The following is a 22,694-nucleotide window of genomic DNA, read 5'->3' as shown; positions in this document are numbered from 1 at the left end:
GCGGTTGCGGCGGATAACCTGTTCCAGGTTATGCGCCCTACGGTGCAGGCCGTCTGAAGAAAGCCGATGGAGAGTGTTGCCGATGACCGATCCTCGCAAGACCCCGGCGGGCCGCGTGCTCGCCCTGCTGGACCTGACCTCGCTGAATGCCGGCGATGACCTGCAAAGCACCGTGGAGCTCTGCCGCCGCGCGCTGACGCCGTATGGCGAGGCGGCGGCGGTGTGCGTGTGGCCGAAGCTGGTGCATGTGGCCCGGCGCACGCTCAACACCCTGGGCGGACGCGGCGTGAAGGTCGCCAGCGTGTGCAACTTCCCCGCCGGCACTGCGCCGTTGGCGGAGGTGGTGGAGGAGGTGCGCAAGACCCTCGCAGAGGGCGCCGACGAGATCGACCTGGTCTACCCCTGGCGCAAGCTCAAGGCCGGCGAGGCAACCGCTGCCGTGGAGCTGATCCGTACCTGCAAGACGCTGTGCGGACCGTACCACCGACTCAAGGTGATCCTGGAAACCGGCGAGCTGGCCGATCCGCAGCTGATCCGCACGGCCTGCCGCGAAGCCATCGCCGGTGGCGCCGACTTCCTCAAGACCAGCACCGGCAAGGTGGCGGTGAACGCCACGCCCGAGGCGGTGCGGGTGATGCTCGAAACCATCGAGGAGGAGGGCGGCAAGGTAGGGCTCAAGGTGTCCGGCGGCCTGCGCACGCTGGCCGATGCGCAGCTCTACCGGGCGCTGGTGGAGGAGCATTTCGGCGCCGGCTGGATCACTCCGGAGCACCTGCGCTTCGGGGCTTCATCGCTGCTGGACGATCTGCTGCGCGAGTTGGGCACGCAGGCCAAGCCCATCTCCACGCGCAGCTACTGAATCGCCCGCGTTGACGCAGCCCGAGGCGAGCCTAGAATGCTCGCCTCCCGCGCCACGGGGAACCGTGGTGCGTCCCTTCGGTCGGACTTTCGCCGACCTCTTCCGCTGGTGATTGCATGCCGTTTCGCGCCCCCTCGCACCTGACCAACCCCTTGCGCCGCTTCGCCCGCCGCCTGGTGGAAAACGGCACGCCCGAAGTCGCCGCACCGCTACCGCTGCCCGACAGCATCGCCGGCGAACCCTGGTTCTCGGTGGGCAAGGCGGTGGAGGGGCTGGGCGGTGAGCGGGTAGACGGCTGGTGCCTGGAAGAGTGGCCGGGGCTAGCCCTGCGCGCCCGCTTCAGCGCCTGCTGGCGCGATGCCCAGGGTCGCTTGTGGAATGTGCTGCCGGGCGGCGAAGCCATCGCCTTCCTGCCCGACCCGAAGCGCCGCTACGAAGGCGTGCCGCTGGCCGAACAACTGCATGCGCTGGAGCGTGACGAGCTGCTGGAGGATTACCTCTGGCTCAGCCGCGAGCTGAGCAAAGCGCAGATGGATGACGAGCGCCGGGAAGTCCGCGAATCCATGCGTCAACGGCTGGAAAGCTGGCTGGAACTGGGCGGCCGCGGCGACAAGCCGTGCCCATGCAACAGCGGCAAGCGTTATCGCAACTGCTGCAGCAAGCGGGTGCGGGAGAACTGAGACTGCTCTTCGCTGGAGGGAGCTGGCTCGCGAACCGGGTGTTGTCGGTGGGCCGGTGTTGGCCTGACGCCAATCGCGGACGAAGTCCGCTCCTACCCAGAGACAACCGCCGTGCGCTTTCGCAGGGGCATTACGCCCGGCTTTCTGTAGGAGCGAGCTCGCTCGCGAACCGCCCAGCACTGCCGCTGCCGGAAAGCACATTCGCGAGCAAGCTCGCTCCTACCCAGAGACAACCGCCGTGCGCTTTCGCAGGGGCCTTACGCCCGGCTTTCTGTAGGAGCGAGCTCGCTCGCGAACCGCCCAGCACTGCCGCCACCGGAAAGCACATTCGCGAGCAAGCTCGCTCCTACCCAGGGACAACCGCCGTGCGCTTTCGTAGGGGCCTTACGCCCGGCTCTCTGTAGGAGAGAGCTTGCTCGCGAACCACCCAGCACTGCCGCCGCCGGAAAGCACGTTCGCGAGCACATTCGCTCCTAGAGGGAAGCATCCGGCATCGGTGGCACGAGCCACTGCTCGCCGGGCTTGGGCGCGCGGAAACGCTCTGCGGCCACGCCGCGCTGCTCGAGGGCCTTGGCCAGGTCGCTGAGCGGCGTGAACTGCCCTTCATCGCTCAGGCGGAAGGTGCCGAAGTGGATTGCCATGCTGCACTGCGAGTCGAGATGCTGGTGCGCCTGCACGGCGTCGTCCGGGTTCATGTGGTGGTGGCGCATGAACCAGCGCGGCTCATAGGCGCCAATGGGCAGGGCGGCGAAGCGCATGGGGCCGAAGCGTTCATGCATCAGACCGAACTCTTCGCCCAGCCCGGTATCGCCGGGGAACAACAGCGGGCCGTCCGGCGACTCCAGCACGAAGCCCATCCACAGCGTACGGTTGGTATCGCGCCGCGAACGCGCCGACCAGTGCTGCGCCGGCACGCCAGTGAGCAGCATGCCCTCGGGCATCGGCAGGCTCTGCCACCAGTCCAGCTCGGCGATGTCAGTGAAGCCGCAGGCGCGGATCAGCTCGCCATTGCCCAGGCCGGTCACCACCTTCGCCGACGGGAAGCGCCGGGCCAGCTCGCGCAGGCTGTGGATATCCAGATGGTCGTAATGGTTGTGGCTGACCAGGATCAGGTTGATCGGCGGCAACTCGTCCAGCGCCAGACCCGGCGGATGTACGCGCTTGGGGCCGACGAAGCTGAACGGGCTGGTGCGCTCGCACCAGAGCGGGTCGGTGAGGATGTTCAGGCCGCGGTGCTGAATCAGCAGGGTGGCGTGGTTGATGTAGGTGACGCGCAGCTCGTCGCCTGCGACGCGCGCTGGTGTCTCCGGGCGGGCGTCGGGGCCGGGCTGGGCGATCCATTCCTGCTGGCGGCCGCGCTCACGCTGCCATTTGAGGAAGGCGCGCAGGCCGTTGTGCGGTTGGCGGTCGAGATTTTGGAAGCGGGTACCGTCGAAGTGCGCCGACTGCGGGCCGCGATAGCGGGCGCCGAGGCGACCGCTGAGGTTCTGCAAGGTGATCAGCCAGGTGGGGTGGCTCGTGGGCATGCTTGTGCCTGCTCTTGCGATGAGTACTCGGCACAACCTAGCATGCCGGGCATTCGCCGTACCCCAACCTCGGTTACCAGTCTTTTCGCCATGCCTCGTCCTCCGCGCCCCGCCAATCGCCGTCCTGCCGCCCGTCCCGCGCCCCGCCGCGTGGCCAAGGCGCCGCCGGCGCAACCCAGGCTGATCCTGCTGAACAAGCCGTTCGACGTGCTGACGCAGTTCAACGACAGCGACGGTCGCGCAACGCTGAAGGATTTTGTCGATGTGCCGGGCGTCTATCCGGCCGGGCGCCTGGACCGCGACAGCGAAGGCCTGTTGCTGCTGACCAACGACGGCCGCCTGCAGGCGCGCATCGCCGATCCGAAGCACAAGCTGCCGAAGACGTATTGGGTGCAGGTGGAAGGCGAACCGAGCGACGAGCAGCTCGACCAGTTGCGCAAGGGCGTGCAGCTCAACGACGGCCCGACCCTGCCGGCCGAGGCGCGGCGCCTGGATGAGCCACAGCTGTGGGAGCGCGACCCGCCGGTGCGTTTCCGCAAGTCGGTGCCCACGGCCTGGCTGGAACTGGTGATCCGCGAGGGACGCAACCGCCAGGTGCGGCGGATGACGGCGGCGGTCGGCCTGCCCACGCTGCGCCTGGTGCGCGTGCGCATCGGGCCGTGGCAGCTGGACGGACTGCAGCCGGGAGAGTGGCGGGAAGTCAGCCCCGAGCTGTGATCATCGGGGCGGGGACGTGCTTCAGAAGCCGCCTTCGAGTCCGGCGACGACCACCGACTTGATCAGGAAACCGAGCACGCCCAGGCCCAGTGCGAAGAACAGCACCATGGTGCCCATGCGGCCGGCCTTGGACTTCTTCGCGAGGTCCCAGACGATGAAGGCCATGAACAGGATCAGGCCGGTCACCAGGCCATACATCATCCAGTCTTCGAAACTTTCGTTCATTGCTGCTCCTGCCCGGTACGGACGTGTCTCGTGGGGCGCCGGGACTGAGGGTGGTGGTGGAGAAGGCGCGCATTATACGCATGCGACGCTTTGTCGTTCAGAGCCGTTCATAAATTGACCAGTTCCTCCTGCGCGACGGACGCAATGCCGCGAAAATTCCCGCCGCAGCCCGGCTGGCGGGGAAATTTCCGGTATCGATTTCGTTCGGCGGGAGACAGGGTGCGCTGCTGTGTCGCAGGCTTGGCTGCTTCTGCAGGTCGCATTACTCATCAGCGACGGGAATGGCTGTAGGAGCGAGCTTGCTCGCGAACCGCCCAGGCATCGGCGTGCGGGGCGGGCTCTGTTCGCGAGCAAGCTCGCTCCCACAAAAAACTGATCAGACGCGCAGGTGATCCAGCGGCAATTCGGTGCTCGCCAGCACGTTGCGCAGCACGAAGCTCGACCGCACGCTGGTAACGCCCTCGATGCGCGTGACCGTGCCGAGCAGGAAGTGCTGATAGTGCTCCATGTCCGGCACCATCACCTTGAGCTGGTAGTCTGCGTCCATCCCGGTCACCAGGCTGCATTCCAGCACTTCGGGACACTTGCCGATGATCTGCTGGAAGTGCTCGAAGCGCTCCGGGGTGTGCCGGTCCATGCCGATCAGCACGAAGGCGGTAAGGCTCAGGCCGAGTTTCTTGCTGTCCAGCAGGGCGACCTGACGGACGATGTAGCCGTCGTCCTCGAGCTGCTTGACCCGCCGCGAGCAAGGAGAGGGGGACAGGCCGATGCGTTCGGCCAGTTCCTGGTTGGAGATGCGCGCATCGCGTTGCAGTTCGGCAAGAATTCGCAGGTCGTAGCGGTCCAGCTTGTCCATGAAAGCCTCGGATTTTAATTGAATTGCGCTTTTGGCGTAATTTTTAGCTGTTTGTTGCTCAGGTGGTGCCTGTATGAGCAATCTTAGCAATCATTTCCTTGCTCTGTCGCCGTACTATTTCTTCCAGATTCACAGCCCGGACATTACGTCCCCTGCGATCCGCCCAATCAGGCGCTTCGCGGCCCGCCGAACCCACAGGATCGCGCCGGCCACCGGGCTACGCACTGCCCAGAAGGCGGAGCGAGGTGAGCCGGCGCCAACAGCGACGAGCAGGACGAGATTCCACAAAGGGAGGCTGACGAGCCTCCCTTTTTTCTTGCCCGCGATTTGCCCCCATCTTTACCCTGACTTTACCCAACACCTTGCAATGCGGGCGTTGCGCCGTGGTCTATGGCATTGTCACATCACTGTTTTCGGCCGTCGCCGAAGTGAGGAATTCATGAAGTCGGGCATCGGGCGGTTCGCCTCCTTCGCTGTGCTTTCGCTGGCGCTGGCCGTGCAGACCGCCACGGCTGCCGGTTTTGGCGGCGCGGATACGCAGGGCGGCCAGGGCCAGCCGCCGAGCCAGGGCGGTGGTCAGGGACGTCCTTCCGGCGGTTCGGGCAACGCTGGCGGTGGCAAGTTCGGCTCCCACGAAGTCCCGAGCGGTTCTGGCGGTGGCTGGCAGGGGCGTCCGCCCAGCGGTGGCAACAACGGCCAGTGGCAGGGCCGACCTCCCGGCGGCAACAACAATGGCCAATGGCAGGGTCGCCCACCGGGCAATGGCGGTAACAACAACGGCCAATGGCAAGGGCATCCGCCAAACGGCAACGGCAACGGCAACGGCCATGACAACGGCCAGTGGCACGGCCGCCCTCCGGGCCAGAATGGCAATAACGGCAATCAGTGGCAGGGCGGTCAGGGCCGCCCGCCGGGCTATGGCGACAGCCAATGGCAGAACCGTCCGCCCGCCAATAACGACAACGCGGGCAAGTTCGGTTCCCATGAAGTGCGCCCACCATCCGGCAACTGGCAGGGGCGGCCGCCGCCCCACGGCAACTGGGGGCCACATCCGTCCTACTGGCGGCCAGGCTATGTGGTGAATGCCATGCCGAGCGGGCACTACCGCGTGACTTATCGTGGCAATGACTACTACTTCAACGACGGCTACTGGTACCGCCCCTACGGCTCGCGCTACGTGGTAGTGACGCCGCCCTACGGGGTGCGCGTGCGCTATCTGCCGTCCTACGCCGAGCAGGTGTGGGTCGGCAGCATCGGCTACTTCCTGGCTGCCGGCACCTACTACCTGTGGCAGGCCAGCTCGCAGGACTACGAAGTCGTGGCGCCGCCCCAGCAGCAGCCGGTGGCCGTGGCGCAGACCGGCTATGACGTGATCGCCTACCCGCTGTACAACCAGGGGCCGGACCAGCAGGCCCGCGATCGCTATGAGTGCCATGGCTGGGCGGTGCAGCAGAGCGGCTTCGACCCGGCCTCGGCCAGTTACGCGCCGCCGGCCGACGTCGCCGACAACTACCGCCGCGCGCTGGGCGCCTGCCTGAGTGGCCGCGGCTACAGCGTCAACTGATCGTCTCTTTGCCCACCACTTCCTGCGGGTCGGCGTGCACCAGCACCTCGGCCCGCGGGAATTCCTTGTGGATCGCCAGCACCGCCTCGTCGCACAGGTGATGGGCCTTCGACAGTGACAGCTCGCCGGGCAGTTCCAGATGCAGCTGGACGAACCAGTGCGTGCCGGAAATCCGTGTGCGCAGGTCATGCGCGCCCAGCACGCCGGGCACTTCCTTTACCAGTTCGAGCATGCGCGTGCTGACGTCCGGGGGCAGTTCCTCGTCCATCAGCACGGCGACGGATTCGCGGGCGATCTGGAACGAACTCCAGAGGATGTAGAAGGCGATGCCCAGGCCGAAGATGGCGTCCATCTGCTGCCAGCCGAAGTTCGCCAGCAGCAGGGCGACCAGGATGCTGCTGTTGAGCAGCAGGTCGGAGCGGTAGTGCAGGGAGTCGGCGCGAATGGCGTTGGAGCCGGTGATCTTCACCACATAGCCCTGCACCATCAGCAGGCCGGCGGTGAGTGCCAGGGACAGGATCATCACGGCGATGCCCCAGCCGGCGGCTTCCACCGGTTCCGGGTGTTGCAGGCGGTCGATGGCCTGCGCACCGACCAGCACGGCGCTGACCGCGATGAACAGCGCCTGTGCCAGCCCGGACAGCGATTCCGCCTTGCCGTGGCCGTAGCGGTGGTCGTCGTCCGCCGGGCGGATGGCGTAGTGCACCGCCAGCAGATTGAGGAAGGAGGCGGCGCCGTCGAGCAGCGAATCGGTGAGGCCGGCGAGCAGGCTGACCGAGCCGCTGAGCCACCAGGCGATGGCCTTGGCAACGATCAGGGTGCTGGCGACGCCGAGCGACGCAAAGGTCGCCAGCCGCATGAGGTGGGCGTGGCTGGCGTGCTTGAGCATCAGGTGTCCAGGCGGTTGGGCAGGAAGTAGATGTAGTCCAGCAGCGGCGCCTTGTGGCCCAGCGCGGTGATCGCCGCACTCATCTGACCGCGGTGGTGGGTGCCGTGGTTGACCAGGTGCTGGACGATGTTCGCCAGGCTCTGGCGGTGTTCCTGCCCGGCCATGTTGCGGTAGTCCAGCTGGGTGCCGAGGGTGGCGTCGCTCTGCTTGCTCAGCCACAGGCGCCAGGCGCCGACACCGTCATTGAGGAAGTCTGCGAGGCCGGCGCGATCGGGCGCGGCCTCGGCGTCGAGCCGTTCGAACTGCCAGGGCTCGCGCTGCACACGGGCGAACCAGATGCGATCGACCACCGCTAGGTGGTTGAGGGTGCCGTGCAGGCTGCCGAAGAACAGCCCGCGCGGCGCGCGATAGGCCTCTTCATCCAGGGGCGCGACAGCCTCCAGGATGCGTTCGTAGGCCCACTGGTGGTACGCCAGGAGTTGCTGAAGGTGTGAAGCGAGAGCGCCGTGCATATCAGGCCTCCGGGCGCAGGCCCAGGCTGGCGAGTTGTTGGAGGCTGCCGCTGCGCTGGATCAGACGCGGGTCGTCCAGGGGCAGGCTGCGGCCGGTTTCACGCTCGAGGATCGCCTTGAGTTTAGCCTTGTCCACGCTGCCGTCTTCACCCACGGCATCCTTGAGCTTTTCCGGCGCGACGGAGTACTTCGCATCGGGCAGGTAGATCGCGCCGGTGGCGAAGTCTACGCCGAAGGCGATCAGCCCAGGGATGATGTAGAACAACAGGCCGATGGCGTCGAAGGCGACGATGGCCGGGTCGATGCGGCCGTCGATCTGGCCGCGACGGTCGGGATAGAACAGGGTGCCGCAGGCGGTCAGCTGGCTGAACAGGGCGGCGCTCAGAACGGCGCAGGACACACGGGTGGCAAGACGCATGGAAAACCTCCGGGAGGATGATGCGGACAACTATAACAACGAGTCCTGAACAGCTGCTGGCAGTTTCGCACTAGTCAGCGTTCTGGTTGCTTCTATGACTGCCGAGTTGGCAGCCTGGTTCGCCCGCTATAATCGCCGCCCCCCGCGCAAGCCGGGTTACCGCCTTATGACACTCGAGTTCCAGGAGCCGGCATGATCGCCCTACCCATCGACAGCGTTCTCCCCGAGCTGCGCCAGGCCCTGGCCGAGCGCCACGAGGTGGTGCTGGAAGCGCCGCCCGGCGCCGGCAAGACCACTCGCGTGCCGCTGGCGCTGCTGAACGAGGGCTGGCTGGCCGGGCAGTCGATCCTGATGCTGGAGCCGCGCCGCCTGGCCGCCCGTGCCGCGGCTGAGCGGCTGGCCAGCGAACTGGGCGAGAAGGTCGGCGAGACCGTCGGCTACCGCATCCGCCTGGACAGCAGGGTCGGCCCGAAGACGCGCATCGAGGTGGTCACCGAGGGCATCCTCGCCCGCCGCCTGCAGGATGACCCGGCGCTGGAAGGCGTCGGCCTGGTGATCTTCGACGAATTCCACGAGCGCTCCCTGGATGCTGATCTCGCGCTGGCCCTGACCCTCAACGGCCGCGCGCTGCTGCGCGATGAGCCGCCGCTCAAGGTTTTGGTGATGTCCGCGACTCTGGAGGGTGAGCGCCTGTCCGCGCTGCTGGACGACGCCCCGGTGGTGCGCAGCGAGGGCCGCATGTTCCCGGTGGATATCCGCTGGGGCCGGCCGTGGCAGGCCGGTGAGTTCATCGAGCCGCGCGTGGTGCAGACGGTGCAGCAGGCGCTGGCCGACGAGCCCGGCAGCCTGCTGGTGTTCTTGCCCGGCCAGGCGGAGATTCGCCGCGTTGCCGATCAATTGGGCGAGGCATTGGCCGGTCGCCCCGAAATACTCATCTGTCCGCTGCACGGCGAACTCGACCTCGACGCCCAGCGCGCCGCCATCGAGCCCGCGCCGGCCGGTAAGCGCAAGGTGGTGCTGGCGACCAATATCGCCGAAACCAGCCTGACCATCGACGGCGTGCGTGTCGTGGTGGACGCGGGGCTGGCGCGGGTGCCGCGCTTCGATCCGGGTAGCGGCATGACCCGCCTGGACACCCAGCGCATCTCCCGTGCCTCTGCTACCCAGCGCGCCGGCCGTGCCGGACGCCTGGAGCCGGGCGCCTGTTATCGCCTGTGGTCCGAGGCGCAGCACGAGCAACTGCCGGCTTACGGCGCGGCGGAAATTCTCCAGGCCGACCTGGCTGGCCTGGCCCTGCAACTGGCTCGCTGGGGCGTCGCTCCGCAGGAGCTGGCCTGGCTCGACCTGCCGCCTGCTGCCGCTTATGCGCAGGCCCAGGACCTGCTGGAGCGTCTCGGCGCGCTGGCCTCGCGCAGCGGCGGGGGAGCACTGACGCCCCACGGCCAGGCCATGGCCGAGGTGCCGGCGCACCCGCGAATCGCCCACCTGCTGCTGCGCGGCCACGCCTTGGGGCTGGGACAATTGGCCTGTGATCTGGCCGCCCTGCTGGGCGAACGCGACATCCTGCGCGGCAACGACGCCGACCTGCATCACCGCATCGCTTTACTGGCCGGCGAGCAGAGCGGCCAGCGCGCGAGCCGTGGGGCAGTGCAACGGGTTCGCCAGTTGGCGCGGCAGTTCAAGGGCTACCTGCGGGGGCCCGCCCGTGAACCGGTGGTCGACCCGGAACATCCGCGCTGGCTCGGCGGCCTGCTGGCCTTCGCCTATCCGGACCGCATCGCCCGCCAGCGCCGCGCCGGTGGCGGTGAGTACCGCCTGGCCAACGGCCGCGCCGCGCTGTTCGGTGAGCCGGATGCGCTGATGAAGGAAGCCTGGCTGGTGATCGCCGACCTCGGCAGCCGCCAGGGCCAGCGCGAGGAGCGCATCTACCTGGCGGCGGCGCTGGAGCCGGCGCTGTTCGAGTCGATTCTCGCCGAGCAGGTCAGCGTCCACGACGAGCTGGAGTGGGACGAGCGTGAAGGCGTGTTGCGCGCCGAGCGTCAGCGCAAGGTCGGCGAGCTGGTGCTGTCCACCGAGGCGCTACCCAATCTCGACGCCGAAGCCCGCAGCCGCGCTTTGCTAGGGCTGGTGCGCCGCAAGGGCCTGGAGTTGTTGCCGTGGACGCCGGAGCTGCGGCAGTGGCAAGCGCGCATCGCCTTGTTACGGCGGCTCGATCTGGACGGCAAGGGCGAGAGCGAGTGGCCGGACGTCAGCGATGCCGCGCTGCTGGATTCGCTGGAAGACTGGCTGTTGCCGTATCTGGGCAAGGTGTCGCGACTCTCGCATTTCGGCAACCTGGAGTTGAGTGGGATTCTCCATGCGCTGCTGCCCTGGCCATTGCCGCAACGCCTGGATGAACTGGCGCCGCGCACGTTGCAGGTGCCTTCGGGCTCGAACATTCGCCTGGATTACAGCGAGTTCCCGCCGGTGCTCGCGGTGCGCCTGCAGGAGCTGTTCGGTCTGGCCGATACGCCGCGCATTGGCCAGGGACGTGTGGCGGTGAAGTTGCATCTACTATCTCCGGCGCAGCGGCCGGTGCAGGTGACCCAGGACCTGGCCAACTTCTGGCGTAGCACCTACGCCGAGGTGAAGAAGGACCTGAAGGGGCGCTACCCGAAGCACTACTGGCCGGACGACCCGCTGATCGCCGAGCCCACGGCGCGGGCGAAGCCGCGAAAGAGCTGAGGATGGCGCTGCGCCTTGGGTAGGAGCGAGCTTGCTCGCGAACAAGGCTCTGTAGCGTATTGGGTTCGCGAGCAAGCTCGCTCCTACAGGTCATCCGTGATGTCGGGGAGTGGCGGGGAGTCGATCGCGGACGGAGTCCGCTCCTACGGGATAACCTCGGCGCAGGGGGCGTCCTCACCCTAACCCTGGCTGCGCGCCCCGCTCAGAGGGAGAGGGGACCGTTCGGCGCAGGATGAAACCATGGCCTCAGCCGGCGCAATCTGCCCCCTCTCCCCAAGGGAGAGGGCTGGGGTGAGGGGGAATCACCGGCACGGACTGACCTGAAGAAGACAGTTGCTCCTACCCAGGGTTCAAGCTCCACAGAACGGCTTTTCTGTAGGAGCGAGCTTGCTCGCGAACGGATTCCCCGGTGGTGTTGGGGCGAGGATTGTTCGCGAGCAAGCTCGCTCCTACAGGCGTGCCGTTTTCAGGATTCAGGGCAATTTCATCTCGTAACCCGCTGCCTGCAATTCGTCGTAGGCCTGGTCCAGCTGTGCGCGCAGCGCTTCGGCGCCGGGCGCATGGCGGGAGACGATCAGCTTGGTCGGCACGCTGTACAGGTTGTCGAAGGCCAGCGGTGCCATGTTCAGCTCCCGGCGTGCCTGTTCCACCGGAGTCTGGTAGTCGATCAGGTAGTCGCCACGGCCACGCTCGAGCATCTGCAGGGCTGCGGTATGGGTGCTGGTGCGGTGCAGTTCCAGTTTCAGCTTCGGGTCGGCGAGCAGGTCGGTGATCGGTCGCCAGTAGCTGTAGCCGCTGATCAGGATGACCCGGCTGCCGGTCAGGCCCTCGGGGACTTTCGGCGACGGCTGCGCGGGCCTGCGGTAGAGATTCAACTCGACATGGCCGAGCACGCGCTCGCACTCCAGGGTGCTGCCCGCCAGTTCCTGCTTGCCCGGTGCGCCGGCCCAGAGTTGCACGCTGCCGTCCTGCAGGCCGAGGTACAGGCGGGCGCTGGGCAGTGGGCGGAAGTCGGCGCGGTAGCCGGCCTTGAGCAGGATGCGCCGGACCATTTCAGCGCCGCTGCCGCGGGTGCTGCCGTCCGCAGCGGTGTAGGTGTAGGGCGGGAATTCGTAGTAGCCGACGGTCAGCGCGGGTAGCGGATGCGGTAGGCGGTCGGCCAGCGTGGGCCTGTCGACGGCGCTGGCGTTGAGGCAGAAGAGGGCGATGATCAGCCCGGCGAGACGGCTCAAATGCATGGATGGCCTGGTGTGCTCGTTATCGTTTTTGTTCGAAGCGAGCCGAGCATGCGACCGCAGTGCCGCGGTTGTCCAGTTGCCACCAGTGGCGATGTGCCGTAATGCTCAGTGGGGCAGCAGGAAGCGCGCGGAAAGCGGCAGGTGGTTGGAGATGCGCAGGGTGTCGTGGCTGCGCACGGCGGCGTCCAGGCGGCTCAGGCTGGGGCTGTGGAACAGGTAGTCGAGGGTGCGGTCGGGCTGGTGCACGCGCGGGTCGTTGGGGAAGTGGGTGTACCAGTCCGCCTGGGCCGCGCCACTGGACTCCTCCACCGCCGGGACAACCGGGAAGCGCGCCGCCAGCAGGTTCAGCTCGCTGTTGGCGCGGTAGGGCGCACGCAGGACTTCCGGCAGGTACGGGTACTGGCCCAGGGGCAGCAGGCCGAGGTCGCCGCCCAGCAGCCACGGCCGACCGGCGGCCTGCAGGGTGCTCAACTGGGCTTCGACGGCTTCCACCTGGCGCTGCGGGGTGTCGTCGCCGTTGGGCCGTTCCAGGCGCGTGTTGATCACGCTGAGCTGGCCGCCGCCGCGAATCGGCAGGTCGCTCTGCAGCAGCGCCGGTTGCGGGGCGAACAGACGTAGCAGCGGGATGGATGAGCGCTGTGGCAGGGCAATGCGCTCGCCGTGGCTGATCTGGAAGCGGCTGAAGGTCACCAGCTTGCGCCCGGCGCTGCCGAACACGTGGGGATTGGGGTCGAAGCGCGCCTTCCAGTCGAAGGCAGCCATCGAGCAGGGATAGAGGTCGCTCAGGCGGTCGCCGATCAGCGCCTGCTGGTCCTGCTTGCCGGTGGCGGCGGCGCCGTCGTCCACTTCCTGGAGCAGGACGATGTCCGGCGCTTCATCGCGAATCACCCGCACCACTTCGTCGAGGCTGTAGGCGATGTCCTCGGGACTGGGGCTGTCGTCGGGGCCGGTGGTGTCCGGCAGGTCGTCCCAGAAAATGTAGCGTTTGCCGGCCAGGTACTGGACGTTCCAGGTCATCACCTTGAGTGCCTGGCCAGGCAGCAGTTGCGGCGCGGGCGCGCGGCACTGCGCGGCGACCGTTTCGCGCCCGGGCGGATGCCAGGCCAGCAGCCAGGCCGCGGCGGTGATGGCGAGCAGCAGGGCGATGAACAGCAGGAACAGGGCGCGACGGCGAAGCGAGAGGCTCATGGGTGACCAGGGGCTATGCTTGTTGGGGCCAGAGGATAGTGGCTGTGGCTTTGTATTTCATCTCTGCGTTCCTTGTGGGAATTATCCTGAAACCTTGTGAGATGTAGTTCGCAAGACGCTGCACTCGCGCCCTGCGGGCTTTGGGAGATCGCCATGCCCCGCACACGCTTTTCCCACTCCGCTTATCGGCACAAGGTGGTGCTGGTCAGTGGCGGCTGTTCCGGCATCGGTCGCGCCCTGGTGTTGCGCTTCGCCCAGGCCGGCGCGCACCCGGTGATCCTCGACCTTGACCAGGCTGCGCTGGACAGCCTGGTGCAGCACCTGCGCGAACACCTGAACGTCGAGGCACTCGGCCTGCGCTGCGACATCGCCGATGCGGAGGCCGTGGAGCGCGCGGTGGTGCTGGCGGTCGAGCGCTTCGGCGGCATCGACGTATTGGTGAACAACGCCGGGATTACCCACCGCAGCCTGTTCATCGAGACCGAGCTGGCGGTGTTCCGGCGGGTGATGGCGGTGAATTTCTATGGCGCGCTGCATTGCACCCAGGCGGCTTTGCCCAGCCTGCTGGCGCGGCACGGGCAGATTGTCGTGCTCAGCTCGCTGACCGGCTTCGCCCCGCTGCTCTATCGCAGCGCCTATAACGCCAGCAAGCATGCGCTGCACGGGCTGTTCGACACGTTGCGCATGGAGCTGGGCGGCACCGGTGTAGCAATCACCCTGGCCTGCCCGGGCTTCACTGCCACCGACCTGCGCAAGAATGCGCTGGTCGGCGACGGCTCGGTGATCCGCCAGCCGGCGGTGGTATTGGGCGCGGAAGTCGCCTCGCCACGCGACGTCGCCGAGGCGATCTACCAGGGCGCGGTGCGCCGTCGGCGATTGCTGGTGCTGTCCAACGTCAACTGGCGGGCGCGCCTGCTGGCGCGCTTCTTCCCGCGGCTGTTCGAGAAACTGCTGGTGCCGAAGATGTCGGGGCTCAGGCCGGGGCAGTAGCTTTTCGCAGGAGCGAGCTTGCTCGCGAACGGATTCATCGGCGACGTCAGAGCGGTGCGGGTTCGCGAGCAAGCTCGCTCCTACAGGTTCTTTGCCGGCCCGGAGCGCGGTGCCTGAGCGATGGGTAGGAGCGGGCTTTGTCCGCGATCGATTTCACTTCGCGCCGAGGCCAATCGGGGACAGACCGCTCCTGCGCTCAATGCGAGTGCGTGTCGAAACCACCGCCGGCCAGGGCCATGTCCCAGAACGATGCCTCGATCTTGTGCCCGTCGAGGTCGCGGATGAAGCAGCCGTAGTAAGGGTCGCCATACAGCGGGCGCGGGCCGGGGGCGCCTTCGTCGGTGGCGCCGGCGGCTATCGCGGCGCGATAGAACGCGTCCACTTCCGCGCGGGAGTTGGCCATGAAGCCGAAGTGCGTGCCGTTGCCGACGCTGGCGGGGCGCCCGTCGATAGGCGTCTGCAGCCAGAACTCGGGGAACTCGCGGCCAAAGGCCACCGCGCCGGGGTGCTCCATGATCTGCCGGCAGCCCAGGGTTGGCAGCACGGCGTCGTAGAACGCCTTGGCGCGCGGGTAATCGTTGGTGCCGATGGAAATGTGCGAAAGGCAGCTGGGCGGGAAGTCGCTCACGGCGAGTCTCCATACTCGGGGAAAGGAGACTCCAGCGTAGAACCCCGGCCCGCGACGTGCCGGGGTATTTGTTTCGACGTGCTGCCGCTCAGGCGGCCTCGCGGCCGAGCAGGATGAAGATGCGGTAGGCGGCCACCGTCAGCAGCAGCTGGAAGAACCCGCTCAGCGAGTGCAGTGCGACACTGAGCAGCGGCGCGTCCTGGCTGGCCTCGGCGATCCAGTTCTCGGCGATCCACACCGGGGCAAGGATGGCCAGGGAGGTCATCAGCAGCAGGAAGAAGTGCCCGGTGGTCAGGCTGAAGCTTTCGCGCATCGCATCGATGGGCGCGCGGCCGCGCTGTACCAGAAGAAACTCGGCGAAGGCCAGCTTGACCATCACGAAGATGCCCGGCAGCACCATCAGGTACAGGCCGATCACGATCAGCAGCGAGCTGATCGCCGAGAGCAGGGCGAAGGCCGGCCACAGGCGCAGCGCGGCGCTCCACAGCTCACGCACGCTGCGCTGCACGCCTTCGCCGGTGTCGATCATGTAGAGAATCAGGCTGGCGGTGTAGATCGGATAGAACACCAGGCCCGCGGCCATGCCCCAGGGGGCGATGTTCTGCGGGCCGGCGGCGACGTTGATCTGCTGCTGCACCAGCGTCTCGATGACGATCCACGGCAGGCACAGTGGCACCAGGATGCCGAGGTGACGGGAGAAGAAGAACCAGGTGTCGCGAAGGATGGAAAGGGGATTCATCAGTAACCCGATACTGTCCGAGGGCTTCGACTCTAACTTAAGCAAACCCTCAGATAGAAGGCGCGAGAATTCTGCGACCGGAACTTGTTTTTTTCCGACCCGATCCAATGTTTCGCTACAGCGATCCGTTTTGATTCACCCGCTCACTCGAGGCCTGCCATGAATTCCGAAGAGCAATCCCTGATCGATGGTCTGTTCGCCCGCCTGCGCGACGCCGAAGCGCAGACCGCGCCCCGCGACGCCGATGCCGAGGCGCAGATCAACAGGCACCTGGTGCAGCAGCCTGCCGCGCCGTACTACATGGCCCAGGCGATGCTGATCCAGGAAGCGGCGATCAAGCGCCTGGACCAGCGCGTCAAGGAACTGGAAGCGCAGCAGGCGCGGGCGCAGGAGCAGCGCCCGAGCAGCGGCGGCTTCCTCGCCGGGCTGTTCGGCGGCGGGCAGAGCCAGGAGCAGCGTCCGGCGCAAGCGCAGCAACGCCCGGACGGCTGGGGCCAGACGCGCTTCTCGCAACCCGGCGGCAATGCGGCCTACGCGAACAACCCCGGCGCCAGCAACCCGAACGACTTCAGGCCTGCCCAGCCGGCCCAGGCCGCACCGCAGGGCGGCGGCTTCCTGCGTGGCGCCCTGCAGACTGCGGCGGGCGTAGCTGGCGGGGTGATGGTGGCGGACCTGCTGACCAGCATGTTCCACCACAACCAGCCGCAGGAAATCGTCGAAGTGATCCAGGAACAGCCGGTGCAGCCGGAGCCTTCGAGCTTCGATGACTCGCAGACGGACGACTCCTTCGGCGGCGGCGACCGCTATGCCGACAGCAACTTCAGTGACGCCAACTATGACGACGGTGGCAGCTTCGGCGACGATTCCGGCTTCTTCGGCGGTGACGACGGCGACATGTTCAGCTGATCCCGCCCGCCGGGACTGGCGGGGGCCGCGCGCACTGCCGATAATGCGCCCCCGCTGTTCGTGTCCCGGAGTCACCGTTGAAGACCATCGCCCTGTTCGCCGACGTGCAGAACCTTTACTACACCGTGCGTCAGGCCTACGGCTGCCACTTCAACTACGCCGCGCTGTGGGCCGAGCTGAGTGCCCAGGGCACTATCGTCCAGGCCTACGCCTATGCCATCGACCGCGGCGATGCCAGGCAGCAGCAGTTCCAGCAGATCCTGCGCAAGCTCGGCTTCACCGTGAAGCTCAAGCCCTACATCCAGCGCGCCGATGGCTCGGCCAAGGGCGATTGGGACGTGGGCATCACCATCGACATCCTCGACGCTGCGCCGAACGTGGACGAGATCGTCCTGGCCTCCGGTGACGGCGATTTCGACCTGCTGCTCGAGCGCGTCCGCGCCGGCGGCACCGATGCCACCGCCTATGGCGTGCCGGGCCTCACCGCCCAGGCGCTGATCCGCGCGGCCAGTCGCTACGTGCCCATCGAGGGCGGGCTGCTGCTGCGCTCCTGATCCTTGCGGCTACAATGCCGCCCATTCCGAATTCGTATTGCGAGCGCTCCATGACCTTCGCCAACCTCGGCCTGATCGATCCCCTCCTGCGCGCCCTCGACGGGCTCGGCTACCAGAACCCGACGGCGGTGCAGGCCCAGGCCATTCCCGCGGTGCTCAAGGGTCGCGACCTGCTCGCCGCTGCGCAGACCGGCACCGGCAAGACAGCCGGCTTCGCCTTGCCGCTGTTGCAGAAGCTGCTGCAGGAAGGCCCGCAGGTGGCGGCCAACTCGATCCGTGCGCTGGTGCTGGTGCCGACCCGCGAGCTGGCCGAGCAGGTCCACGAGAGTTTCCGCGCCTACGGCCAGCACGTGCCGCTGCGCACCGCCGTGGCCTACGGCGGGGTCAGCATCAACCCGCAGATGATGAAGCTGCGCAAGGGCGTCGACGTGTTGGTGGCCACACCTGGTCGCCTGCTCGACCTGTACCGGCAGAACGCCCTGAAGTTCACCCAGCTCCAGGCCCTGGTGCTCGACGAAGCTGACCGCATGCTCGACCTGGGCTTTGCCCGCGAGCTGGATGAAGTCTTCGCCGCGCTGCCCCGGCGCCGGCAGACGCTGTTGTTCTCCGCGACCTTCTCCGACGCCATCCGCCAGATGGCCCGCGAGCTGCTGCGCGACCCGCTGACCATCGACGTGGCGCCACGCAACACGGCGGCGAAGACGGTGAAGCAGCACCTGGTCACCGTCGACAAGAAGCGCAAGGCCGAGCTGTTCCTGCACCTGCTGCGCGAGCAGGGCTGGCGCCAGGCGCTGGTGTTCGCCAAGACCCGCAAGGGCGTCGACGAGCTGGTCGGCCAGTTGCAGAAGGAAGGCATCCGCGCCGACTCGATCCACGGTGACAAGCCGCAGCCGTCGCGCCTGCGCGCGCTGGCGCGGTTCAAGGCCGGCGAAGTGGACTTCCTCATCGCCACCGACGTCGCCGCCCGTGGCCTGGATATCGAGGAGATGCCACTGGTGGTCAACTTCGACCTGCCCATCGTCCCCGAAGACTACGTGCACCGTATCGGTCGTACCGGCCGTGCCGGGGCCAGCGGGCAGGCGATCTCGCTGGTCTGCGCGGACGAGGTGCAGCAGCTGGCGGCCATCGAGACGCTGATCGGCCAGACCCTGCAGCGCCAGGAAGAAGATGGCTTCGAGGCGGAGCATCGGGTGCCCGTCACCGCTCCTGGCGGCCAGATAACCAGAAAGCCGAAGAAGCCCAAGCAACCCAAGGTGCCCGAAGGCAAGCCGGGCAAGGTGCACCTGGGCTCGCTGCTGGACGACAAGCCGCAGGTCAAGGCGGTGCGCAAGGCGCCGGGGTTCGGTCTTGGCGGAAAACCGGCAGGCGGCAAGTCTCCGTCTGGCAAGTCGCCTGCTGGAAAGCCGGGCGGCAAGGGCGGTCGCCGCCCCTGAGCCGTTAAGGCGCGCGTCTGCTTCATCGCGGTGCGCCGCCGAGGGCTGAGTCGGGGGCTGCCGCCAGGCGTGGCGGGGCCTTGCGGGGTGTGGCGCAAAAGCTGCATTTCCGTGTGGAATCCCGAACGCCTATAGTGTGCCCATCGCGCACACAACAAGAACGACAGCCCATGCGCCACAAGGAACTCAAAGCCTGGACCGGCGGAGTCGCCCATCTGCTCCCGCTGGCCGCCGGTCGTCCGCGCCTGCTCGGCCTCAGCCAGTGGCTGCAGCAGGTCTGTGCGGTGGATAACTTCGTGCTCTTCGTCTACGAAGGCAACCACCGGCCACTGGACCTGTTCGATACCTTCCCGGCCGACATCCGCCACGTCTACGTCGAGGACTACCAGGTCGGTCCCTACCTGCTCGATCCCTTCTACCTCGCCTGTACCCGCCACCAGGCACCGGGGCTGTGGCGCCTGCGGCAGTTTGCGCCGGACCACTTCTACGTCGGCGAGTACTACCAGACCTACTACCAGCAGACCGGCCTGACCGAGGAGATTGCCTTCTTCATCGACCTGGCCGATTGCGCCACCGCGGTGCTCTCGCTGATGCGCAAGACCTCCAGCCCCGCCTACAGCCGCGACGAGATGCAGCTGCTCGAATGTGCGCGGCCGGTGGTCGAGCAGGTGGTGCGCGAGGCCTGGGAGCTGCGCCGCGCGCAACCACGCCCGGCGCAGGACCTGGACTACCAGATCCGCGAAGCCTTCGACCAGTTCGGCGCCCAGCTGCTCACGCCCCGCGAGCAGGAAATCGTCCAGCTGCTGCTGCGCGGCCACTCCAGCGCCTCGGTGGCCGAGCAACTGGATATCAGCCCCGGCACTGTGAAGATCCACCGCAAGAACCTCTACGCCAAGCTCGGCATCGGCAGCCAGTCGGAGCTGCTCGGGCTGTTCATCCGCGAGCTGGCGGGGCGTGACGTTGCAGGTGGGATGCGCGCGGTGGGCTGAGTGTCGGCAACCCGTAGGGCGAATAACCGTTCACGGTTATCCGCCATTGCCTCTGGTTACGCTGCAGGCGGCGGATAACGCCTGGGGCGTTATGCGCCCTACGTCGCTGGCGGGGCGTGACGTTGCGGGTGGGATGCGCGCGGCGGGCTGAGTGTCGGCAACCCGTAGGGCGAATAACCGTTCACGGTTATCCGCCATTGCCTCTGGTTACGCTGCAGGCGGCGGATAACGCCTGGGGCGTTATGCGCCCTACGTCGCTGAGTGCACGGCTCTTCGTAGGAGCGAGCTCGCTCGCGAACCGATCACCACCGGAGTTGCTGGAAGCTCGTTCGCGAGCAAGCTCGCTCCTACAGGTACGCTCCGTACTGCTGTCTTTCACTCACCCCAGCCCTGGCTGCGCGCCCCGCTCCTGAGGGGGAGGGAGCCGTCCATGCCGGCTGAAGCAAAAGGTTTCATCCTGCGCTGAATAGTCCCCTCTCCCGCTCGCGGGAGAGGGTTAGGGTGAGGGGCTTTTGATTCGGTAGGCACGATCCAATCCCGCCATCTATCCCCCGAGGGATATATACACCCCGAAACCCCGGTTGTTAGCGTGACCACCAACAAGAACAAGGTGGGAGCGCGGTGATGGAAAGCGGTCAGGATGTCGATATCGAGTTCCGTAACGTGGTCAAGCGCTACGGCAGCGTGCCGGCGGTCAACGGGCTGAGCTTCAAGGTCAAGCGCGGCGCCTTCCACTCCTTCCTAGGCAGCTCCGGCTGCGGCAAGACCACCACCCTGCGGATGATCGCCGGCTTCGAGCAGCCCAGCGAAGGCGAAGTCCTGCTGGCCGGCCAGGCAGTGGCCGGAGTGCCGGCGCACCAGCGTGCGGTGAACATGGTGTTCCAGCACTACGCGCTGTTCCCGCACCTGACGGTGGCCGAGAACATCGCCTACGGCCTGCGCTACCGTACGCCGCGCCCGGATCGCGCGCAGCAGCGCCGCATGGCCGACGAGGCGCTGGAGATGGTGCGCCTGTCCGGCTTCGGCACGCGCAAGCCCCACGAGCTTTCCGGCGGCCAGCAACAGCGTGTGGCGCTGGCCCGCGCCCTGGTGAACAAGCCCACCGTGCTGCTGCTCGACGAGCCGCTGGCGGCGCTGGACCGCAAGCTGCGCAAGGAAATGCAGTCCGAGCTGCTGCGCCTGCAGCGCGAGGTCGGCATCACCTTCGTGCTGGTCACCCACGACCAGGAAGAAGCGCTGTCGATGAGCGACAGCATCAGCATCATGAAGGACGGCCTGATCATCCAGACCGCCACTCCCGAAGCCCTCTACGAGACCCCGGCGAGCCGCTACGTGGCGGACTTCATCGGCGAGTCCAACCTGTTCGCCGGCACCGTCCGCCGCCTCGATGGCGGCCGCGTGGTGCTGGGCACGCCGGCCGGGCTGGAACTGAGCAGCCCACCGACGCCGACCGGCCCCTCGCTCGCGCTCCAGGCCGAAGGCTGCATCGCCGTGCGCCCCGAGCTGGTCGGCATCGCCGCCGTCGATTCGGAACTGCAGCGCGAAGTGCGCCTGAAGGGCCGCGTCGAGGACCGCATCTACCTGGGCAACCTCATCGAATACCGCGTGCGTACCGACGCCTTCGGCATCGTCTGCGTGCGTGTGCCGCGCAAGGCCGGCGGCGAGGCCGAAGCCTTCGAGCACGGCGCGCCGGTGCAGGTCGGCTGGAACCAGGCCAGTGGCCTGGCCATGGCCCTTTGAGCCGGGCTCAGCCCGACGATCCAAGCATAACGACAATCAGCAGACAGGCGGGGAGTGAAGATGGACAAGAAGAGCTTCATCAAGACCATGCGCAGCTGGGAAAACGGCTCCATCACGCGGCGCGACTTTCTCGGCAAGACCGGGCTGGGGCTGGCGATGGCGGTGGTCGCCGCCAACACTCCCGGTCTGCTGACCGGCAAGGCCTACGCGGCCGAGGGCAGCAATATCGGTGACCGCCTGGCGCTGGCCACCTGGCCCAACTACCACAGCCAGGAAAACTTCGACGCCTTTGCCAAGGCCACCGGCGCGCGGGTGCAGATGAACGTGTTCGGCTCCAACGAGGAGATGCTCGCCAAGCTGCAGGCCGGCGGCAGCGGCTGGGACGTTTTCGTGCCGACCAACTACACCATCAGCACCTACGTGCAGCTCGGGCTGATCGAGCCGCTGGACCTGTCGCGCATCCCCAACTTCGACCCCAAGGCCTTCGAGGAACGCTTCATGGCCCAGGGCACGGTGGACGGCAAGGTCTACGCGGTGCCGAAGAACTGGGGCACCACCGGCATCGTCTATGACGCCAGCCGCGTGAAGGGCAGCCCGGATTCCTGGAAGCAGTTCTGGGACCTCACCCTGACCAGCGCCTCGGGCCGCACCATCGTCCACGACTACCAGCTCACCGCCATCGGCAACGCACTCAAGTACTACGGCTACAGCTTCAATTCGCTGGACCCGAAGGAACTGGCCGAGGCCGAGAAGCTGCTGATCCAGGCCAAGCCGCACCTGTTCGCGATCAACTCCGACATCCAGCCTTCGCTGCGCAACGGCGATGCCTGGATGGCCATGGCCTGGACCGGCGACGCCTCCCAGCTGCACCGCGACAACCCGGACATGACGTTCGTGCTGGGCAAGGAAGGCGGCGAGATCTGGAGCGACTTCTTCGCCATTCCCAAGAGCGCCGAGCACAAGGATGCCGCCTACGCGTTCATCAACTACCTGCTCGACCCGCAGCACAACAAGCTGGAGGTGCTCTCCCACGGCTACCCGAGCGGCGACAAGCGCGTCGACGCGCTGCTCTCCAAGGAGATGCTCGACGACCCGATCATGTACCCGGCAGCCGAGCGTCTGTCACCGCTGGAGTTCGGCGCCGCGGCGACCCTCACCAGCCCGGTGCGCGCCGAACTGATGGCGCGCTTCAAGGCCGCCTGAGGAAGGTCTCTCTGTAGGAGCGAGCTTGCTCGCGAACCGCCCAGCTCCCGAGATGCCGGTGAATTCTTTCGCGAGCAAGGGCTAGGCGCCCCCTCGCTCCTACAGGGGAACTGCGT

At 67.1% G+C, this 22,694-nt stretch carries 22 protein-coding genes; 12 read left to right on the top strand and 10 right to left on the bottom strand.

What is annotated here, in order from left to right:
- Window positions 1–82 precede the first annotated feature (82 nt).
- Both deoC and N5C91_RS11950 read left to right on the top strand, forming a co-directional pair.
- Window positions 83–859, top strand: a complete 777-nt coding sequence (deoC, locus tag N5C91_RS11955) for a deoxyribose-phosphate aldolase (RefSeq protein WP_279829821.1) — start codon at window positions 83–85, stop codon at window positions 857–859.
- 116 nt (window positions 860–975) lie between these two features.
- The gene (locus N5C91_RS11950) at window positions 976–1,539 is read left to right on the top strand and encodes a hypothetical protein (protein ID WP_279829819.1); all 564 of its coding nucleotides are present in this window, start codon (window positions 976–978) and stop codon (window positions 1,537–1,539) included.
- A 473-nt stretch (window positions 1,540–2,012) separates the two neighbouring features.
- Here the strand turns inward: N5C91_RS11950 and N5C91_RS11945 are convergent, their stop codons facing one another.
- Window positions 2,013–3,065: an MBL fold metallo-hydrolase gene (locus N5C91_RS11945; protein WP_279829817.1), complete on the bottom strand. Its 1,053-nt coding sequence runs from the start codon at window positions 3,063–3,065 to the stop codon at window positions 2,013–2,015.
- 150 nt (window positions 3,066–3,215) lie between these two features.
- Between N5C91_RS11945 and N5C91_RS11940 the strand changes: the two genes are divergently transcribed.
- Window positions 3,216–3,782: a pseudouridine synthase gene (locus N5C91_RS11940; RefSeq protein WP_236172577.1), complete on the top strand. Its 567-nt coding sequence runs from the start codon at window positions 3,216–3,218 to the stop codon at window positions 3,780–3,782.
- 21 nt (window positions 3,783–3,803) lie between these two features.
- Here N5C91_RS11940 and N5C91_RS11935 read toward each other — a convergent pair whose 3' ends face one another.
- Both N5C91_RS11935 and N5C91_RS11930 read right to left on the bottom strand, forming a co-directional pair.
- Window positions 3,804–4,007 (bottom strand): DUF2788 domain-containing protein, encoded by a 204-nt coding sequence (locus N5C91_RS11935; protein ID WP_015475469.1) that lies wholly within the window; start codon window positions 4,005–4,007, stop codon window positions 3,804–3,806.
- Window positions 4,008–4,383: 376 nt separating this feature from the next.
- Complete coding sequence (locus N5C91_RS11930; RefSeq protein ID WP_024763946.1) at window positions 4,384–4,863, bottom strand: Lrp/AsnC family transcriptional regulator; 480 nt, start codon at window positions 4,861–4,863, stop codon at window positions 4,384–4,386.
- A gap of 439 nt (window positions 4,864–5,302) precedes the next feature.
- On the opposite strand from N5C91_RS11930, the gene N5C91_RS11925 reads away from it, so the two are divergent.
- Window positions 5,303–6,427, top strand: coding sequence for a DUF6515 family protein (locus N5C91_RS11925; RefSeq protein WP_279829812.1), 1,125 nt, complete (start codon window positions 5,303–5,305; stop codon window positions 6,425–6,427).
- Here N5C91_RS11925 and N5C91_RS11920 read toward each other — a convergent pair.
- The 3 genes from N5C91_RS11920 to N5C91_RS11910 are packed head-to-tail and all read right to left on the bottom strand — an operon-like array spanning window position 6,420 to window position 8,246.
- Window positions 6,420–7,316 carry a cation diffusion facilitator family transporter gene (locus tag N5C91_RS11920; protein ID WP_236172469.1) on the bottom strand — a complete coding sequence of 299 codons (897 nt, stop codon included), beginning with the start codon at window positions 7,314–7,316 and terminating at the stop codon, window positions 6,420–6,422. The two genes, N5C91_RS11925 and N5C91_RS11920, sit on opposite strands and share 8 nt — an antisense overlap.
- Window positions 7,316–7,828 carry a DinB family protein gene (locus tag N5C91_RS11915; RefSeq protein ID WP_236200556.1) on the bottom strand — a complete coding sequence of 171 codons (513 nt, stop codon included), beginning with the start codon at window positions 7,826–7,828 and terminating at the stop codon, window positions 7,316–7,318. Before N5C91_RS11915 ends, N5C91_RS11920 begins: the two co-directional genes overlap by 1 nt.
- Before the next feature lies 1 nt (window position 7,829).
- The gene (locus N5C91_RS11910; RefSeq protein WP_279829809.1) at window positions 7,830–8,246 is read right to left on the bottom strand and encodes a polyribonucleotide nucleotidyltransferase; all 417 of its coding nucleotides are present in this window, start codon (window positions 8,244–8,246) and stop codon (window positions 7,830–7,832) included.
- A gap of 192 nt (window positions 8,247–8,438) precedes the next feature.
- Here N5C91_RS11910 and hrpB point away from each other — a divergent pair, with 192 nt between their 5' ends.
- On the top strand, window positions 8,439–10,970 hold the full coding sequence (hrpB, locus tag N5C91_RS11905; RefSeq protein ID WP_279829807.1) for an ATP-dependent helicase HrpB: 2,532 nt from the start codon (window positions 8,439–8,441) through the stop codon (window positions 10,968–10,970).
- Between the two features lie 473 nt (window positions 10,971–11,443).
- On the opposite strand, the gene N5C91_RS11900 is transcribed toward hrpB, so the two are convergent.
- Window positions 11,444–12,208, bottom strand: coding sequence for a transporter substrate-binding domain-containing protein (locus N5C91_RS11900; protein WP_236172472.1), 765 nt, complete (start codon window positions 12,206–12,208; stop codon window positions 11,444–11,446).
- Between the two features lie 105 nt (window positions 12,209–12,313).
- The gene (locus tag N5C91_RS11895; RefSeq protein ID WP_279829805.1) at window positions 12,314–13,396 is read right to left on the bottom strand and encodes an endonuclease/exonuclease/phosphatase family protein; all 1,083 of its coding nucleotides are present in this window, start codon (window positions 13,394–13,396) and stop codon (window positions 12,314–12,316) included.
- Between the two features lie 153 nt (window positions 13,397–13,549).
- Here N5C91_RS11895 and N5C91_RS11890 point away from each other — a divergent pair, with 153 nt between their 5' ends.
- Window positions 13,550–14,386, top strand: a complete 837-nt coding sequence (locus tag N5C91_RS11890) for an SDR family oxidoreductase (RefSeq protein ID WP_279829803.1) — start codon at window positions 13,550–13,552, stop codon at window positions 14,384–14,386.
- A gap of 196 nt (window positions 14,387–14,582) precedes the next feature.
- Here the strand turns inward: N5C91_RS11890 and N5C91_RS11885 are convergent, their stop codons facing one another.
- Window positions 14,583–15,014, bottom strand: coding sequence for a VOC family protein (locus tag N5C91_RS11885; protein WP_279829801.1), 432 nt, complete (start codon window positions 15,012–15,014; stop codon window positions 14,583–14,585).
- Between the two features lie 88 nt (window positions 15,015–15,102).
- Window positions 15,103–15,753: a hypothetical protein gene (locus tag N5C91_RS11880; RefSeq protein WP_236172476.1), complete on the bottom strand. Its 651-nt coding sequence runs from the start codon at window positions 15,751–15,753 to the stop codon at window positions 15,103–15,105.
- Between the two features lie 159 nt (window positions 15,754–15,912).
- Here N5C91_RS11880 and N5C91_RS11875 point away from each other — a divergent pair, with 159 nt between their 5' ends.
- The 6 genes from N5C91_RS11875 to N5C91_RS11850 all read left to right on the top strand — a co-directional run bounded on the left by N5C91_RS11875 (window position 15,913) and on the right by N5C91_RS11850 (window position 22,578).
- Window positions 15,913–16,659 (top strand): DUF2076 domain-containing protein, encoded by a 747-nt coding sequence (locus N5C91_RS11875; RefSeq protein WP_236200550.1) that lies wholly within the window; start codon window positions 15,913–15,915, stop codon window positions 16,657–16,659.
- Window positions 16,660–16,736: 77 nt separating this feature from the next.
- A complete protein-coding gene (locus tag N5C91_RS11870) occupies window positions 16,737–17,213 on the top strand; it encodes an NYN domain-containing protein (protein WP_236172478.1) in 477 nt (158 codons plus the stop codon).
- 50 nt (window positions 17,214–17,263) lie between these two features.
- A complete protein-coding gene (locus tag N5C91_RS11865) occupies window positions 17,264–18,646 on the top strand; it encodes a DEAD/DEAH box helicase (protein WP_279829798.1) in 1,383 nt (460 codons plus the stop codon).
- Between the two features lie 170 nt (window positions 18,647–18,816).
- Complete coding sequence (locus N5C91_RS11860; protein ID WP_279829796.1) at window positions 18,817–19,635, top strand: LuxR C-terminal-related transcriptional regulator; 819 nt, start codon at window positions 18,817–18,819, stop codon at window positions 19,633–19,635.
- Window positions 19,636–20,259: 624 nt separating this feature from the next.
- On the top strand, window positions 20,260–21,375 hold the full coding sequence (locus N5C91_RS11855; protein WP_279829794.1) for an ABC transporter ATP-binding protein: 1,116 nt from the start codon (window positions 20,260–20,262) through the stop codon (window positions 21,373–21,375).
- 60 nt (window positions 21,376–21,435) lie between these two features.
- Window positions 21,436–22,578, top strand: coding sequence for a spermidine/putrescine ABC transporter substrate-binding protein (locus tag N5C91_RS11850; RefSeq protein ID WP_236172482.1), 1,143 nt, complete (start codon window positions 21,436–21,438; stop codon window positions 22,576–22,578).
- Window positions 22,579–22,694: the final 116 nt, after the last annotated feature.

The organism is Pseudomonas sp. GD03903 (assembly GCF_029840045.1).
GTDB lineage: Bacteria > Pseudomonadota > Gammaproteobacteria > Pseudomonadales > Pseudomonadaceae > Pseudomonas > Pseudomonas pseudonitroreducens.
The sequence above is the reverse complement of the archived record's forward strand: the minus strand, read 5'-3'. Positions and strand labels throughout refer to the sequence as shown.